The following is a 15165-nucleotide window of genomic DNA, read 5'->3' on the forward strand; positions in this document are numbered from 1 at the left end:
CAGGGGGGTTCCCGCTCTCACCGAACGGGGCCTGTCCAATCAGGCCGTGCCCGATGGCACGGCCCATGGTTGTCGCTCGGGGGTGATCGCCGGTGATTCGGACGCGCATCGCGCCGCCTGATGCCTCGGCGCTCTCCTTCCCGAGGACGTAGCTCTTCTCCCATCCCAGGGTGGCCCCCCGGGGGTCCCTCCGGAGATGTACGTCCGAGAAGGAGGAATTCTCATGAAGTCCCAGGTTCGTGGCGGGACCAGATGGAAGCGGTTCGCCGTCGTCATGGTCCCGAGCGTGGCCGCGACGGCCGCGATCGGTGTCGGCCTCGCCCAGGGCGCCCTCGCCGCGTCCTTCAGCATCTCCGGCCAGGAATTCAAGGTTAAGGCCAACAGCCTCGTCGGTACGGACTTCGTCCAGTACGGCAGCGTGGACGCGGGCAAGGACCTCGAGGGCAAGGACTTCGCCGCCCCGGTGGCCGTGTCCGGCTTCTCCGAGGCCTGGATCACCAACATGTGCCAGTCGGTCGTCACGCCGAAGGTGCCGTTCATCGGTGACGTCACCCTCCGCCTGGAGGCCGGCACCGAGGCCGCCAAGACCGGCAAGGACGAGGACAAGGTCTACGCGAAGGGCATCTACCTCGATGTCTCCGAGCTCAAGGCCGACGCCGAGTTCAGCAACATCGACATCGGCGTCGCGGCCGGTGCCCTTCCGAAGTCGCCGGGCAAGCCGGGCATCCAGCCCAACACCAAGGCCAACCCGTACGGCTTCGGCCAGCGCGCCGAGCAGGCCACGCTGAACAACGTGCAGCAGAAGGCCTGGGCCACCACGGCCGGCACCTTCAAGCTCCCCGACCTGCACCTGTCGCTGAGCCGGGGCACGGACGCCGAGTGCTACTAGGACCGGCCGGTCCCTGAGGACCGATCCGTCCGGAGGGTGGGGCCGTCGCGTGCGGTCCCACCCGCCAGGTTCCTTCTCTTCATCTTTCAGCAACACCGCTTCCAGGGAGCTGTTCCATGAGCGCCGAGATCCCCGCCTCCCGCGAAGTCCCCCAAAAGGAGAACCGGTTCAAGGTCTGGCGGCAGACCCGGCCCTTCTGGGCGGGACTGTTCACCATGATCGGCGGCGTACCGATCGCCTACCTCCCGTACGGGGACATGCGGCTCGGCAACGTCACGCTCGCCATGCAGACGACCGCCGGAGCCGGCGCGCTGATCATCGGCGTCCTGCTGATCACGCTCGGACTGACGATGTGGTTCCAGCCCGTCGTCCGGGTCTTCGCGGGCGTCGCGGCGATCGTCCTGGCACTCGTCTCCATCCCGGTGTCGAACTTCGGCGGCCTCGTCATCGGATTCCTCTGCGCCCTCATCGGAGGCGGCCTCTCCGCCGCCTGGGCGCCCGCGCCCCCGGTCGAGGAGATCGAGCGCGCAGCAGAGCACAACGGTCGGCCGGAGGCCTCGGAGGAGGCCGGTGCGGAGCCCGCCACGGACCCCGAGACGGAGGTCGTGCCGGCGGCCGCGGTCCCGGAGCAGCGCGAGGCGGAGCACCAGGCGACCGAAACGACGATCGACGCCAACGGCGGGAGGAACAGTGCGGGGTGACGAGAATCAGTCGGCGCTCGCGAAGGAGGGCCCGCGGCACGCGGCCCCGCGCAAGTCGCTGCTGAACAGGATCCAGGGCCCCGCCGGGAAGGCGATGGCGCTCGCGGCCATGCCGACCGCGGTCTTCGTGGGCATGGGCCTGACGCCCAGACTCGCCCTCGCGGACGACAAGGACATCCCCTTCGCCCCCGGCCCCTGTGTGACGCGCTCCGACGAGCCGACCGAGGAGGCCTCGGACACGCCGAAGACCGGCGAGACCGCCAAGCCCACCGCCACCGCGACGGTCCGGCCGACGGACACCCCCTCGGCCACCGCCACGCCGTCCGCCACCGCGACGCCGTCCGCGACCCCGACGCCCACCGCGACGGCGACCGGACAGACCGCCGCGCCGCAGACGCAGACCCAGGCGACGAGCGCCCCCGCGCCCACCGCCACCCCCTCGCCGACGGCGTCCAAGAACCCGCTGGACCCGCTGGGCCTGGGCGACGCCCTGAAGGACCTCTTCGACGGCCCGGACAAGGCGACGGCCACGCCGACGCCCACGACGGCGCCGACCACGGCCGCGCCCACCCCGACGCAGGCGCCCGCCGACGACGCGCCGGCCACCGGCACGCCCTCCACGGCCCCCACCACGGCCCCGAAGCGGCAGGTGGACACGGCCACGGAGAAGACGAAGGCGGCGATCGAGGACGCCGCGCAGAAGGCCGGCGCCGAGGTCGAGGAGCTCCCGGAGAGCGCCAAGGGCCTCGACGCCAAGAAGGACACGGACATACCCGACGGGGCCAAGCCCCGCTTCCCGTGCCCCGAGTACGACGCACAGGCGCTCGCGGACGCCGACCTGGAGCCCGGCATCCCCCTCCTGCCGGACGAGCCGTGGCGCCTGGAGAGCTCGCTGCTCACCCTGAACGGGCTGAAGTACCACGGCATCGTCGAGGTGAAGACCGGCAGCGGCAAGATCAAGAAGGTGCTGAAGTTCACCGCGTCCTCGGTGGACATCAAGGACCTGCACCAGCTGACGGAGCACTCCGAGGGCCGCACCGGCCACGTCCGCTCCGACAAGGGCTCGACCTCGACCATCCGCAACGGCACGGTGACGATGTACACGGAGGAGCTGAAGGGCAACCTCTTCGGCCTCATCCCGATCACCTTCGGCCCCGAGTCCCCGCCCCCGCTGGACGTGCCCTTCGCCTTCTTCACCAGCGTGAAGCTCAAGCAGGCGGGCCAGTTCGGCGGCACCCTCAAGGTCCCGGGCCTCCGCAACACGATCGAGCCCAGCTGACCCCCGTACCGCTCCGGGAGCCGCACGACGACGAGGGCCCCCGTCCGATCATCCGGACGGGGGCCCTCGTCATGTGCGTCAGGCGCTCTCGGTGCCGCCCAGGTGGTGGACGCGGACCATGTTGGTCGTGCCCGGGACGCCGGGGGGCGAGCCGGCGGTGATCACCATGGTGTCGCCCGCGTTGTAGCGCTGGAGCTTGAGGAGCTCGGCGTCCACGATGTCGACCATCGCGTCGGTGTTGTCCACGAACGGGACGAGGAAGGACTCCACGCCCCAGCTCAGGGTGAGCTGGTTGCGGGTGCCCTCGTCGGTCGTGAAGGCGAGGATCGGCTGCTGCGTGCGGTAGCGGGAGAGACGGCGGGCCGTGTCGCCGGACTGCGTGAAGGCGATCAGCGCCTTGCCGTCCAGGAAGTCCGCGATCTCGCAGGCCGCGCGGGCGACCGAGCCGCCCTGGGTGCGCGGCTTCTTGCCCGGGACCAGCGGCTGCAGGCCCTTGGAGAGCAGCTCCTCCTCGGCCGCGGCGACGATCTTCGACATCGTCTTCACGGTCTCGATCGGGTAGGCGCCGACCGAGGACTCGGCCGACAGCATGACCGCGTCCGCACCGTCCAGGATCGCGTTGGCGACATCGCTCGCCTCGGCGCGGGTCGGCCGCGAGTTGGTGATCATCGACTCCATCATCTGGGTGGCGACGATGACCGGCTTCGCGTTGCGGCGGCACATCTCCACGAGGCGCTTCTGCACCATCGGGACCTTCTCCAGCGGGTACTCCACGGCGAGGTCGCCACGGGCCACCATGACCGCGTCGAAGGCGGCGACGACATCGGCCATGTTCTCCACGGCCTGCGGCTTCTCGACCTTGGCGATGACGGGGACCCGGCGGCCCTCCTCGTCCATCACCTTGTGGACGTCCTTGACGTCGTTGGCGTCGCGGACGAAGGACAGGGCGACCATGTCGCAGCCCATCCGCAGGGCGAAGCGGAGGTCGTCGACGTCCTTCTCCGACAGGGCGGGGACGTTGACCGCCGCGCCGGGCAGGTTGATGCCCTTGTGGTCGGAGATGACACCGCCCTCGACCACGATGGTCTTGACCCGGGGACCGTCGACCTCGACGACCCGCAGCTCGACGTTGCCGTCGTTGATGAGGACCTGGTCGCCCTTGGAGACGTCGCCGGGCAGACCCTTGTACGTGGTGCCGCAGATCGACTTGTCGCCCGGGACGTCCTCGGTGGTGATGGTGAACTCGTCACCGCGCACCAGCTCGACCGGTCCCTCGGCGAAGGTCTCCAGACGGATCTTCGGGCCCTGGAGGTCGGCGAGGACGCCGACGGCGCGCCCGGTGTCCGCGGAGACCTGCCGGACGCGGTCGTACCGCTCCTGGTGCTCTGCCTGGGACCCGTGGCTGAAGTTGAATCGGGCCACGTTCATACCGGCCTCGATGAGAGCCTTCAGCTGCTCATACGAGTCGACGGCGGGGCCCAGCGTGCAGACGATTTTGGAACGGCGCATGAGGCGGATCCTATCGGTTTGTTTCACTGCGGAATATTCCGTCTGGCGGAAAGTACAAATGGGCGCGGGCCCGCTCAAGCGTTCACTCGTTCGAGCTCGCCCCGTCCAGAACGAGCGCGTAGCTCTGGCGTGCGATCTCCAGCTCCTCGTCCGTCGGCACCACCGCGACCGCCACCCGCGCGTACACCGGCGAGATGATCCGGGCCTCGTCCGAACGCACCGCGTTGAGGTCCGCGTCCACCGCGAGCCCCAGCTCCTCCAGGCCCGCGATCGCAGCCTCCCGCACCGGCGCCGCGTTCTCGCCGACCCCCGCCGTGAACGCCACCGCGTCCACCCGGCCGAGCACCGCGTAGTACGCCCCGATGTACTTCTTCAGGCGGTGGACGTAGATGTCGAAGGCGAGCGCCGCCCGCTCGTCGCCCTCGTCGATCCGCCGGCGGATCTCCCGCATGTCGTTGTCGCCGCAGAGCCCCACCAGACCGGACTTCTTGTTCAGCAGCACGTCGACGTCCTCCGCCGACATGTCCGCGTTCCGCATCAGATGGAAGGTCACCGCCGGGTCGATGTCGCCCGAGCGGGTGCCCATGACCAGCCCCTCCAGGGGCGTCAGACCCATCGAGGTGTCCACGCACCGGCCGCCCCGCACCGCGGAGGCCGAGGCGCCGTTCCCCAGGTGCAGCACGATCACGTTCACCTCCTCCGGCTCCTTCCCGAGCAGCCGCGCCGCCTCCCGCGAGACATAGGCGTGCGAGGTGCCGTGGAAGCCGTACCGGCGGATGCGGTGCGCGTCGGCGGTCTCCACGTCGATCGCGTACCGCGCCGCCGACTCCGGCATCGTCGTGTGGAAGGCGGTGTCGAAGACGGCCACCTGCGGCAGGTCGGGGCGCAGCGCCATCGCCGTACGGATGCCGACGAGGTTCGCCGGGTTGTGCAGCGGCGCCACCGGCACGAGCCGCTCGACCTCCGCGAGGACCTCCTCGTCGATGACCGTCGGCCGGGTGAACCGCAGCCCGCCGTGCACCACCCGGTGGCCGATCGCCGCGAGTTCGGGGGAGTCCAGGCCGAGACCGTCCGCCGCCAGCTCCTCGGCGACCGCCTTCAGCGCGGCCGCGTGGTCGGCGATCGGCCCGTTCTTCTCGCGCTTCCCGGCGCCCCCGCCCTGGAGCGGGGTGTGGACGACACGGGAGGTCTCCTCGCCGATCCGCTCCACGAGCCCCTGCGCCAGACGGCTGTCGTCACGCATGTCGAGGAGCTGGTACTTCACGGAGGAGGAACCGGAGTTGAGGACCAGTACGCGCGTGGGGTGGGTCATGCCGGGAGCTCCTGGGCCTGGGACTGGATCGCCGTGATGGCGACCGTGTTGACGATGTCGCTGACGAGCGCGCCGCGCGAGAGGTCGTTCACGGGCTTGCGCAGACCCTGGAGCACCGGGCCGACGGCCACGGCGCCGGCCGAACGCTGCACGGCCTTGTAGGTGTTGTTGCCGGTGTTGAGGTCCGGGAAGATCAGCACGGTCGCCTGGCCCGCCACCTCCGAACCCGGCAGCTTCGTCGCCGCGACGGAGGGCTCGACGGCCGCGTCGTACTGGATCGGGCCCTCGATCCGCAGCTCCGGATGCGCCTCGCGGACCAGCTTCGTCGCCTCCCGGACCTTGTCGACGTCCGCGCCCGAGCCCGAGGTGCCCGTGGAGTACGAGAGCATCGCGATCCGCGGCTCCACGCCGAAGCGGGCCGCGGTCGCCGCCGACTGGGCGGCGATGTCGGCGAGCTGCTCGGCGTTCGGGTCCGGGTTGACCGCGCAGTCGCCGTACACGAGGACCTTGTCGGCGAGGCACATGAAGAAGACCGACGAGACGATCGACGCGTCCGGCTTCGTCTTGATGATCTCGAACGCGGGCCGGATGGTCGCCGCCGTGGAGTGCACGGAACCCGAGACCATGCCGTCGGCCAGACCTTCCTGGACCATCAGGGTGCCGAAGTAGTTCACGTCCGAGACGACGTCGTACGCGAGCTCGACGGTGACGCCCTTGTGGGCCCGCAGCGCCGCGTACTGCTCGGCGAAGGCGTCGCGCAGCTCCGAGGTCTGCGGGTCGATCAGCTGCGTGTCGCCCAGGTTCACGCTCAGGTCGACGGCCTTCTTGCGGATGGCCTCGACGTCGCCGAGCAGCGTCAGGTCGCAGACGTCACGGCGGATCAGCACGTCGGCGGCGCGCAGCACCCGCTCCTCGACGCCCTCCGGGAGCACCACCCGGCGCCGGTCGGCCCTGGCCTGTTCGAGCAGCTCGTGCTCGAACATCATCGGGGTGACCCGTCCGCTGCGCGCGACCGAGACCCGCTTGAGGAGGTCGGCGGTGTCCACGTGCCGCTCGAAGAGACCGAGGGCGGTCTCGGCCTTGCGCGGGGTGGCGGCGTTCAGCTTGCCTTCGAGCGCGAACAGCTCGGCGGCGGTCGGGAAGCTGTTGCCGGGCACGGAGATGACCGGGGTGCCGGGCGCGAGGCGGGCCGCCAGGGTGAGGATCGCCGCGGGCGGCCGCTCGTCGAGGGTCAGCAGCACGCCCGCGATCGGCGGGGTGCCGGCCGAGTGCGCGGCGAGCGCGCCGATGACCAGATCGGCCCGGTCCCCGGGGGTGACGACCAGACAGCCCGGGGTCAGCGCGTTCAGGAAGTTCGGCAGCATCGCGCCGCCGAAGACGAAGTCCAGCGCGTCCCGCGCGAGGCCCGCGTCGTCACCGAGGACGACGGAGGCGCCGAGCGCGTGGGTGATCTGCGCGACGGTCGGCGCGGCGAGCGCCGGCTCGTCGGGCAGGACGTAGCAGGGCACGGGGAGCCGGGCCGCGAGCCGCTCGGCGATGGCCTCCCGGTCCTCGCCGGCCACCCGGTTGACGACCATCGCGAGCACGTCGCAGCCGAGCCCGTCGTACGCCCGGAAGGCGTTGCGGGCCTCGGCCCGTACGGACTCGGCGGGCTGGCCCTTGCCGCCGACCACCGGGATGACGGAGGCGCCGAACTCGTTGGCCAGGCGCGCGTTCAGCGCGAGCTCGTCGGGGAGCTGGGTGGCGGCGAAGTCGGTGCCGAGGACGAGGACGACCTCGTAGTCGCGGGCCACGGCGTGGAAGCGGTCGACGAGCCGGGACACCAGCTCGTCGGTGCCGCGCTCGGCCTGGAGCGCGGAGGCCTCGTGATAGTCCATGCCGTAGACCGTCGACGGGTCCTGGGTGAGCCGGTAGCGGGCGCGCAGCAGATCGAAGAGCCGGTCGGGACGGTGATGCACGAGTGGCCGGAACACCCCCACCCGGTCCACCTGGCGGGTGAGGAGCTCCATGACTCCCAGCTCGACGACCTGGCGGCCGTCACCGCGGTCGATCCCGGTCACGTACACGCTGCGCGTCACGCCGTGGTCTCCTGTCCAGTCCTGCGGAAGGGGCCGAGCGGTGCCCTCGCGGCACCTTTGCGCGGCCCGTGCGTCAATCGACAGTGCTCAGAAAGCCCCGATAGGGCGGCATTACCCCCTTGACAATACCCCCGCCAGTGGTTAGGTCGCCCGCCGGACGAAGGGCCCCGGGAACCGGGACGAAAGGCCTCCGCCGGGCCTCCGCCGGGCCTCCGCCGGGCCTCCGCCGGGCCTCCGGCAGGGACGCGCTGACGGGCGACGAGCGCGCCCGTCAGGCGGAGCGTGTGAGAATTGCGGTGGCTCATAACGGACCGCGACCGAGCAGGAGACACAGCACGATGCGCATCGGAGTTCTCACCGCAGGCGGCGACTGCCCCGGCCTGAACGCAGTGATCCGGTCGGTCGTGCACCGGGCGGTCACCCACTACGGCGACGAGGTCATCGGCTTCGAGGACGGCTACGCGGGCCTGCTCGACGGCCGCTACCGCGCCCTCGACCTCAATGCCGTCAGCGGCATCCTCGCCCGCGGCGGCACCATCCTCGGCTCCTCCCGCCTGGAGCGCGACCGCTTCCGCGCGGCCTGCGACAACGCCAAGGAGCTCATCGAGAAGAGCGGCTTCGACGCGCTCGTCCCGATCGGCGGCGAGGGCACCCTCACCGCGGCCCGCATGCTCCACGAGGCCGGCGTGCCCGTCGTCGGCGTCCCCAAGACCATCGACAACGACATCTCCTCCACCGACCGCACCTTCGGCTTCGACACCGCCGTCGGCGTCGCCACCGAGGCCATGGACCGGCTCAAGACCACCGCCGAGTCCCACCAGCGCGTCATGGTCGTCGAGGTGATGGGCCGCCACGCCGGCTGGATCGCCCTGGAATCCGGCATGGCCGGCGGCGCCCACGGCATCTGCCTCCCCGAGCGCCCCTTCGACCCGGCCGACCTGGTCAAGATGGTCGAGGAGCGCTTCTCCCGCGGCAAGAAGTTCGCCGTCATCTGCGTCGCCGAGGGGGCGCACCCCGCCGAGGGCACGATGGACTACGGCAAGGGCGAGATCGACCAGTTCGGCCACGAGCGCTTCCAGGGCATCGGCACGGCCCTCGCGTACGAACTGGAGCGCCGCCTCGGCAAGGAGGCCCGCCCCGTCATCCTCGGCCACGTCCAGCGCGGTGGCACGCCGACCGCGTACGACCGGGTGCTCGCCACCCGCTTCGGCTGGCACGCGGTGGAGGCCGTGCACCGCGGCGACTTCGGCCGGATGACGGCGCTGCGCGGCACGAACGTCGAGATGGTGCCGCTGGCGGAGGCCGTGACCCAGCTGAAGACGGTCCCGGAGCACCGCATGCGCGAGGCGGAGTCGGTCTTCTAGGAGACGTGGCGGGGGCCGGGTCCTCCGGTCCCTCCCTCGGGACTTCCGGTCCCTCCCTCGGGACTTCCGGTCCCTCCCTCGGGACTTTCGGTCCCTCCCTCGGGACTTCCGGTCCCTCCCTCGGGACCTCCGCCCCGAACTTTCCCGGATCCCCTCCGGGACCCCGCACGGCCCGAGTGGCCCCGACCGTCCCCCCGTGGAACGGTCGGGGCCACTCCGCCGTGCCCGGCACCACCCCCGGAAATGCCGGATTCCACTCTTGAGCCCCGGCGCGCGATCAACAAGGCTTGGGGCCTGTCCCGGACATGTCCCAACCCTGTCCGGCCGAGGGGGGAGACGCGGATGAGGCCCGGGGAGCACGCTCCTGAACCACGGGAGGCACGGAGCCCCGCCGAGTTCCTCGGGCGCCTCCAGGCCCTCAAGGACTGGTCGGGACTGACCTACCGCGAGCTGTCGGCGCGCGCCGAGGCACACGGCGACGTCCTGCCCCGCTCCACGGTGGCGAACATGCTGTCCCGCCCGACCCTGCCCCGCGAGGAGCTCCTCGCGGCCTTCGTCCGTGCCTGCGGGCTCGCGCCGGAAGCGGCGGAGGACTGGCGGACGGTACGGAACGCACTCGCGGCCCGCGGGGTGTACGAGCCGGACCCCGGCGCCGTGGAAACGGCCGTGCCCGCCTGGCCGGGCGCCGCCGAGACCCCCGAAGGCCCCGACGGCGGCGAAGGCGGGGACCGGCCCGGACCCCGGTCCCGGATGCGACGCGGCCTCGTCGCGGCGGTCGCGCTCGCCGGGCTCGTGCTCGCCGGCGTCAGCGTCGTCGCCTTCCTGAAGGACGGTCACGCCGGGCACCCGCCCCGTACCCCCACCGCCCCCGCCGCCGGCGACGTCCGCATCCGGGTGACCGGCACCGAGTTCTGCCTCGGCGAGCGGCGCGGCACCCGGAGCGGCCAGGTCCACCAGCTGCCGTGCGCCGCCGCGGGTGTCCCCGGCTACGCGCTGAAGGAGCTGGGCGGCGGCCGCTGGAGGATCGTTTCGGACCACCCCGACTTCGGCCCCGGATGCTCCGGCATACCCTCCGGCGGCCGGATCCCCGACGCCGCGTACGAGGACTCCGAGTGCGGCGACCCGACCCGGGTCGAGTCCTTCACCCTGGAGGCGTACGGCACCCCCGTCGAGGGCTACCGGATCCTCCCGGTGGACTCCGCGACCCCCGGCAGCTGCGTCACCGTCGTCGGCGACCGCTCTGCGGCCTGGGCCCGGCTCGCCCAGGCGCCGTGCGCGCCGGACGCGGCGGGCCAGCTCTTCGACTTCGACCGGGCGGACTGAGCCGGGGGCGGCGGCTGGAGGAGGTGGCCGGGGGAGGCGGCTAGGGGATCTCCACCAGACGGGCCCTGAGCGCCGTCACCACCTCCGGGTCGAGACCGACATGGCCGGTGACGTACCCGTACACCGAGCCGTACCGCTCCCGCAGGTCCTCGAGGAACAGCCGGATGATGTCGGCGGGCGCCCGGCCGTAGCCCGGCCAGCGCGGTTCCCGGCCCGGATGCGCCGCCCGCCAGTCCTCGATCAGCCGCTCCGTGGCCAGTTCGGTCAGCGCGAAGTCCGCGAGGATCTCCTCGTCGGGGACGTCCAGGAGGCCGAGGACGACGGCCGCGAGCAGACCCGTACGGTCCTTCCCCGACGCGCAGTGGAAGACGAGCGGGCCCTCGGCGGCGGCGATCACCTCGAGCGCCGTGCGCAGCTCCGCCGCCCCGTCCTCGGCGACCTCGGCGAAGCGGTCGGCGAGATGGCGCCAGGGATCGAGCGCGGGATCGATCGCCTCCTGGTCGTAGGGGCGGTGCTCGATGGAGAGGTTGTGCCAGGAGACCTCCTCGGCCTCCGGCAGACGGCCCTTGCCGGCGATCTCCCACGGGTAGCGCAGGTCGATCACCGTGCCCACGCCCAGCGCGCGGAAGCGCTCCAGGTCGGCCGGGCCGGCGTCCGCGAGCTTGCCTAGGGAGTCGGAGCGGTAGAGGGTCTCCCACCGCACGGTCCCGCCGTCGGCGGTCCGATAGCCGCCCAGATCACGGAAGTTGTGGAGTCGGTCGAAGGATATGTGTCGTCTCACGGCGCCAATGTACGGGCCGGCTCCCGTCCACGGGCCGGCTCCCCGTCTACGGGCGGCTCTCGTCCACGGGCCGACTCCCCGTCCACGGGCCGGCTCCCGTCCACGGGCCGGCTCCCGTCCACGGGCCGGCTCCCCGTCCACGGGCCGGCTCCCCGTCTACGGGCGGCTCTCGTCCATGGGCCGACTCCCCGTCCACGGTCCGGCTCCCCGTCCACGGGCCGGCTCTCGTCCACGGGCCGACTCCCCGTCCACGGGCCGGCTCCCCGTCTACGGGCCGACCGCCGCCCAGAAGTGGCCGGTGATCTCGTCCAGGAAGGCGCGCCCCTCGTCGCCGGTCGCCCCGGAGGCGCCCCAGCTGCTGGTCGCCGCCATCCGCGCGTGGTACTCCGCGTGGAGCTCCCGGAGCGCCGACTCCACGACCGGCCTGGGCAGCGGCACCAGCTTCACCGCCGGCTTCACATACGCCTGCCAGCGGGTCGTCGCCGCGTCGCGCAACAGCTCGGCGAGGGGCTCGTCGCCGCCGGTCGCCGTGATCAGGGAGCGCGGGCCGAGACCGAGCGCCTCGGCGAGGGCGACCGTCTGGCGTTCGTTGCCGCGCCAGCGCCCCTCGTTCTCCATCCGCTGGTACGCGGCGGGCGCCACGCCGGTCCGCCGGGCGAGCTCCTCGACGGAGAGCCCACGCGCCACCCGGTGCTCGCGCAGGGTGGTGGGGGCGGCGATCAGCTCCGCGGGAGAGCACCACAGGACGCCCGCGAGGGCCGTGAGCTCCTGCTCGCCCGGGACCGCAAGGCCGCGCTCCCAGGCGACCACGGTGTCGGGGTCGACGAAGAGGCCGTACTGCGCCCGCAGGCCGTACGCGACATGACCGGGGGCCATGCCGAGGGCCTCGCGGAGCCGGCGCGCGGCGCGGGCGTCGAAGGGAGGGGAGGGTTGGTGCACCCCGTCACGGTAGATACCAAAAGTGACGGCTGGCTACGGTGCGTTCCCCCAACGTGCGTCGTCGTAGGAACGTGGGAACCGGTGGGTAACCGCGGGGTCGCTCAGCGCACCCGGCCGTCGAGCCAGCGGTACTGGAGCTCGGGCCGCCCGATCTGACCGTACTGCGGGGCGCGCACGGCCCGGCCCTCCGTGACCAGGTGCTCCAGATAGCGGCGCGCGGTGATCCGGGAGATCCCCACGGCCGCACCGGCCTCGGTGGCCGTGAGCCCCGCCGGGGTGGCGCGGAGGGTGCGGGTGACCGCTTCGAGCGTCGGGGCGCTCAGCCCCTTCGGGAGCGTGGCGGGGTGCGGGGCCCGGAGCGTGGCGAGGGCCCGGTCCACCTCGTCCTGCCCTGAGGCCTCCCCGGCGGCCGCCCGGAACTCGGCGTACCGGACGAGCCGGTCCCGGAGGGTCGCGAAGGCGAAGGGCTTCAGGACGTACTGGACGACGCCGAGGGACACGCCCTCGCGGACGATCGCCAGGTCGCGGGCGGAGGTCACGGCGATGACGTCGGCGGAGTGACCGGCGGCCCGCAGGGAACGGAGCAGCTGGAGGCCGTGGCCGTCGGGCAGGTAGAGGTCGAGCAGGATCAGATCGACGGGCGCCCGGTCGAGGATCCGCACGGCGGCGGCCCGCGAGTGCGCGACCCCGACGACCTGGAAGCCCTCGACGCGGCCGGCGTAGAGCGCGTGGGCGTCGGCCGCGACGGGATCGTCCTCGACGACGAGAACGCGGAGGTTCGTCGCACTCACGCGCCCACCTCCGTCCCGGAGGAACGGGGACGGGGGGCCGCACCGGGCCGCCCGGGCGCGCCGGGGCGACCGGCGTCGCTGGAGACACCCGGAGCGCCGGGCGTACTGCCCCCGCCGGGGCCGCCGGGGCCACCGAGGTCAACCGGGCTTCCCGGGCCTCCCGGGCCTTCGGCGTCGCGGGAGGCGCCGGGGCTGCCTTGTGCCGGGCCACCCGGGACGCTCGGGCGACCAAGGACACCCGGGCCGCCTGGGCCAACGGGGCCTCCCGGGCCACCGGCATGGCCGGGGGCCGCCGGGCGGCCCTGTGCCGGGACGCCCGGGCCGTCGACGTGGCCCGGACCGGGGCCGTTCGGGCCGTCGGCCGGGTCGGGTTCGCGGTCGTTCGGGTCGTCGGCGTGGCCAGGCCCGTGGTCGTCCGGGGCGGCGGTGTGGATCAGGTCGTGGTCGTCCGGGGCGGCGGTGTGGATCAGGTCGTGGTCGTCGTTCGGGTCCTCCGTGGCGTCACGCCCGCCGTCGGGCCGGACGGGTTCCCGTGGCAGTGGTGCCGGCAGGGGGAGTCGTACCGTGAACTCCGCTCCGCCCTCCGCCGCGTCCGTCAGGTGCAGCGTGCCCGAGGCCCGGGTGACCGCCTGGCCCACCAGGGCGAGGCCCAGGCCGCGGCCCGGGCCCCGGGTGGACCAGCCGCGTCCGAGGACCGCCTCCCGGTCGGCGGGGCGGACGCCCGGGCCGCTGTCGCCGACCCGGAGCAGCAGCTCCCCGTCGCCCGCGCGGGCCGCGACGGTGACCGTCACGCGCGCGTGCGGGGTACCGCCGGCCGCCTCCACCGCGTTGTCGATGAGGTTGCCGAGGATCGTCACCAGGTCCCGGGAGGGCAGGGCCGCCGGCACCCGGCCGTCGTCGATGCGGCTGTCCTCGGTGAGGACCAGCTCCACGCCCCGCTCGTTGGCCTGCGCCGCCTTGCCGAGCAGCAGCGCCGCGAGGACCGGTTCGCCGACGGCGTCGACCACCCGGTCGGTGAGCGCCTGGGCCAGCTCCAGCTCCGCCGTCGCGAACTCCACGGCCTCGGCCACCCGGCCCAGTTCGATGAGCGACACGACCGTGTGCAGCCGGTTCGCCGCCTCGTGGGCCTGCGAGCGGAGCGCCTCCGTGAAGCCCCGCTCGGAGTCCAGCTCTCCTGACAGCGCCTGGAGTTCGGTGCGGTCACGGAGCGTGACGACGGTGCCGCGCCGCTCCCCGCCCACCACCGGGCGCGTGTTGACCACGAGGACCCGGTCGGCCGTCAGGTGCGTCTCGTCGACGCGCGGCTCCGAGGAGAGCAGCGCGCCGGTCAGCGCGGCCGGCAGGCCGAGTTCCGTGGCGGGGAGGCCGACGACCCCTTCGTCCAGGCCGAGGAGTTCCCGGGCGCCGTCGTTGATGAGGGCGATCCGCCGCCGCCCGTCGAGCATCACGAGCCCCTCCCGCACCGCGTGCAGCGCGGCCTCGTGGTAGTCGTGCATCCGGCTCAGCTCGGTGGCGTTCATGCCGTGCGTGTGGCGGCGCAGGCGCGCGTTGACGACGTACGTCCCCGCGCCGCCGAGCGCGAGCGCCGCGCCCGCCATGCCGAGGAGGGCGGTCACCTGCTCCCGTACCTGCTCGCTGATCTTGTCGATCGTGATGCCCGCGCTGACCAGGGCGACGACCCGGCCGCCGTCGAAGACGGGCGCCACCGTCCGCACGGAGGGGCCGAGGACGCCGAGGTGGGTCTCCGAGTAGAGCCGGCCCTGCCGGGCCTCCGCTATGTGACCGAGGTACGTGCGGCCGATCTGCGCCGGGTCCGGGTGCGTCCAGCGGGTGCCGTCCGGGGCCATGATCACCACGAAGGCGACGCCCGCGTGGCGGCGCAGCGACTCCGCGTACGGCTGGAGGGTGGCCGACGGGTCGGCGGAGCGGGCGGCGCGGGCCACGGACGGGGAGTCGGCGACGGCGGCGGCGGTCGCCGTGGCCTGGCGCCGCGCGGTCTCCTCGGCCTGCGCCCGGTCCGTGACGTACGCGAAGACCGCGCACCCCGCCACGACGACGGCCACGAGGACGACCTGCATCGCGAAGAGCTGGCCGGCGAGGCTGCGGGGGCGGGGGAGGGGGAAACGCATGCGGGTAAGTGTGCACGTGGGAACGTGCGCGGGGGGTGCCGCGTTCCCGAATCGTGCCCTTCCGGAGAGG

At 73.0% G+C, this 15165-nt stretch carries 11 protein-coding genes and 1 pseudogene; 5 read left to right on the top strand and 7 right to left on the bottom strand.

What is annotated here, in order from left to right:
* Window positions 1-223 precede the first annotated feature (223 nt).
* The 3 genes from ACF07V_RS22815 to ACF07V_RS22825 all read left to right on the top strand — a co-directional run bounded on the left by ACF07V_RS22815 (window position 224) and on the right by ACF07V_RS22825 (window position 2869).
* Complete coding sequence (locus ACF07V_RS22815; protein ID WP_392156662.1) at window positions 224-889, top strand: DUF6230 family protein; 666 nt, start codon at window positions 224-226, stop codon at window positions 887-889.
* A 116-nt stretch (window positions 890-1005) separates the two neighbouring features.
* Window positions 1006-1590, top strand: a complete 585-nt coding sequence (locus ACF07V_RS22820; protein ID WP_392156664.1) for a DUF6114 domain-containing protein — start codon at window positions 1006-1008, stop codon at window positions 1588-1590.
* Window positions 1580-2869 (top strand): hypothetical protein, encoded by a 1290-nt coding sequence (locus ACF07V_RS22825; RefSeq protein ID WP_392156665.1) that lies wholly within the window; start codon window positions 1580-1582, stop codon window positions 2867-2869. Before ACF07V_RS22820 ends, ACF07V_RS22825 begins: the two co-directional genes overlap by 11 nt.
* 78 nt (window positions 2870-2947) lie before the next feature.
* On the opposite strand, the gene pyk is transcribed toward ACF07V_RS22825, so the two are convergent.
* The 3 genes from pyk to pta all read right to left on the bottom strand — a co-directional run bounded on the left by pyk (window position 2948) and on the right by pta (window position 7768).
* Entirely contained in the window at window positions 2948-4378 is a 1431-nt protein-coding gene (pyk, locus tag ACF07V_RS22830) for a pyruvate kinase (RefSeq protein WP_392156667.1), read from the bottom strand.
* A gap of 82 nt (window positions 4379-4460) precedes the next feature.
* Window positions 4461-5690 (bottom strand): acetate kinase, encoded by a 1230-nt coding sequence (locus ACF07V_RS22835; protein ID WP_392156669.1) that lies wholly within the window; start codon window positions 5688-5690, stop codon window positions 4461-4463.
* Window positions 5687-7768 (bottom strand): phosphate acetyltransferase, encoded by a 2082-nt coding sequence (pta, locus tag ACF07V_RS22840; RefSeq protein ID WP_392156671.1) that lies wholly within the window; start codon window positions 7766-7768, stop codon window positions 5687-5689. Before pta ends, ACF07V_RS22835 begins: the two co-directional genes overlap by 4 nt.
* 338 nt (window positions 7769-8106) lie before the next feature.
* Between pta and ACF07V_RS22845 the strand changes: the two genes are divergently transcribed.
* A complete protein-coding gene (locus ACF07V_RS22845) occupies window positions 8107-9132 on the top strand; it encodes an ATP-dependent 6-phosphofructokinase (protein ID WP_392156672.1) in 1026 nt (341 codons plus the stop codon).
* 342 nt (window positions 9133-9474) lie between these two features.
* Complete coding sequence (locus ACF07V_RS22850; protein WP_392156674.1) at window positions 9475-10455, top strand: helix-turn-helix domain-containing protein; 981 nt, start codon at window positions 9475-9477, stop codon at window positions 10453-10455.
* Between the two features lie 40 nt (window positions 10456-10495).
* Here ACF07V_RS22850 and ACF07V_RS22855 read toward each other — a convergent pair whose 3' ends face one another.
* The 4 genes and pseudogenes from ACF07V_RS22855 to ACF07V_RS22870 all read right to left on the bottom strand — a co-directional run.
* Complete coding sequence (locus ACF07V_RS22855) at window positions 10496-11236, bottom strand: tyrosine-protein phosphatase (protein ID WP_392156676.1); 741 nt, start codon at window positions 11234-11236, stop codon at window positions 10496-10498.
* A gap of 267 nt (window positions 11237-11503) precedes the next feature.
* Window positions 11504-12112, bottom strand: coding sequence for a helix-turn-helix domain-containing protein (locus tag ACF07V_RS22860; protein ID WP_392157053.1), 609 nt, complete (start codon window positions 12110-12112; stop codon window positions 11504-11506).
* Window positions 12113-12276: 164 nt separating this feature from the next.
* Complete coding sequence (locus tag ACF07V_RS22865; protein WP_392156677.1) at window positions 12277-12966, bottom strand: response regulator; 690 nt, start codon at window positions 12964-12966, stop codon at window positions 12277-12279.
* A 545-nt stretch (window positions 12967-13511) separates the two neighbouring features.
* Window positions 13512-15095 (bottom strand): annotated as a pseudogene (locus ACF07V_RS22870) (ATP-binding protein); the annotation flags it as partial.
* Window positions 15096-15165: the final 70 nt, after the last annotated feature.

Origin of the sequence: Streptomyces sp. NPDC015661, from assembly GCF_043077765.1 — a bacterium.
Taxonomy (GTDB): Bacteria; Actinomycetota; Actinomycetes; order Streptomycetales; family Streptomycetaceae; genus Streptomyces.

What these genes read in the sequence shown, in the direction of transcription:
- ACF07V_RS22815 (WP_392156662.1), top strand. Translation starts at nt 224, where the DNA reads ATGAAGTCCCAGGTTCGTGGCGGGACCAGATGGAAGCGGTTCGCCGTC.
- pyk (WP_392156667.1), bottom strand. Translation starts at nt 4,378, where the DNA reads ATGCGCCGTTCCAAAATCGTCTGCACGCTGGGCCCCGCCGTCGACTCG.
- ACF07V_RS22835 (WP_392156669.1), bottom strand. Translation starts at nt 5,690, where the DNA reads ATGACCCACCCCACGCGCGTACTGGTCCTCAACTCCGGTTCCTCCTCC.
- ACF07V_RS22860 (WP_392157053.1), bottom strand. Translation starts at nt 12,112, where the DNA reads ATGGCCCCCGGTCATGTCGCGTACGGCCTGCGGGCGCAGTACGGCCTC.
- ACF07V_RS22845 (WP_392156672.1), top strand. Translation starts at nt 8,107, where the DNA reads ATGCGCATCGGAGTTCTCACCGCAGGCGGCGACTGCCCCGGCCTGAAC.
- ACF07V_RS22850 (WP_392156674.1), top strand. Translation starts at nt 9,475, where the DNA reads ATGAGGCCCGGGGAGCACGCTCCTGAACCACGGGAGGCACGGAGCCCC.
- ACF07V_RS22820 (WP_392156664.1), top strand. Translation starts at nt 1,006, where the DNA reads ATGAGCGCCGAGATCCCCGCCTCCCGCGAAGTCCCCCAAAAGGAGAAC.